This is a genomic window from Sulfuricurvum sp. PD_MW2 (assembly GCF_002633015.1).
Taxonomy (GTDB): domain Bacteria; phylum Campylobacterota; class Campylobacteria; order Campylobacterales; family Sulfurimonadaceae; genus Sulfuricurvum.
Map to the genome: position 1 here is coordinate 1 of NZ_NSIU01000072.1, position 1,126 is coordinate 1,126.

The 1,126-nt window shown below is 33.8% G+C and carries 1 pseudogene; it reads right to left on the reverse strand.

Annotated elements, in window-relative coordinates:
- Positions 1-1,126: pseudogene (locus CJD30_RS11660) on the reverse strand (class I SAM-dependent DNA methyltransferase); the annotation flags it as partial.

The following is a 1,126-nucleotide window of genomic DNA, read 5'->3' on the forward strand; positions in this document are numbered from 1 at the left end:
ACTTTATCCTCAAAAAGACTTTGTTTAAGCCCGTAATTATTTTTTATAGCAAGAAGAGTCAAATTATCACTTAATCCTTCATATTTATATTCGGCAACATACTCTCGAAGTTTTTCATTAAGTGATTTTTGAACTTTCCATTCTGCTTTGAGCGTGAGACGAAATTTATCTTTTAAATCGCTAATTGATTGCATCACATCGCGTTTGGTTCCAAGATTCTCTTTGTAATCACTCACCCGCTGTTTGTAGTTTTCGATCTCAACTGCGATATTTTTAATTTTCAATTCATCGGTTAAGCCAAAACGGCTAATCAATGAATTCCCGCATTTAATATTAATATCAATATTTGGAAGCGTATCAAGCGTACCATCTTCACGGTAATAAGCATTTTTAAGCAGTTCTATCCACAACCGTAAACGACAAATATTGACAGAGTTAGGGTTTATATCTACACCAAAAAGAGAATGTTCGATAATCCGTTGTTTCTCTTTAAAGAGAGTTTTTTGAATACGCACTTTGGCTTTACTATCTCGTTGATAATCAAAAATTTCCCCTTCATCGTCTTTGATAATCAATTCGTCATTTTCGATACTTAGGCGATGATCTCGAATTCGTTTACCCTCTTCATCGACTAAAATACCAAGTTCACTCTTGATAAAAAGAATTTCATTAAGTGCAGATACAAGGAAATGTCCGCTACCTACCGCTGGGTCACAAATCGTAAGAGTATCAATAATAGCGTTGGCTTCTTGAATATCATTGATTTTATTATGCAAGTCCAGAAGATTTTGACAATTCCAATCCTTGGCATCATTGAATTTATGAAGCACAGATTTTGTAATCGACTCACGTGCCATATACATCGTGATAAAACTCGGAGTGTAAAAACTTCCGTCTTTATAGCCGTTAAGCTTTTCGAAAATAAGCCCTAAAACCGAAGGATTAATTAGCGATTTATTTTCACTACTGATCTCTTCTCCACTATCTGTACCAAAATCATAAGCATCTAAAAACTCAAAAAGGTAGGAAAGAACATCTGTCTTACCTATCTTTCTTTTTTTATTTTCATCCTTTAATGCCGTATTTTTGTAATAAGTAATTTGAGTATCATTCGCCAATTCAGATA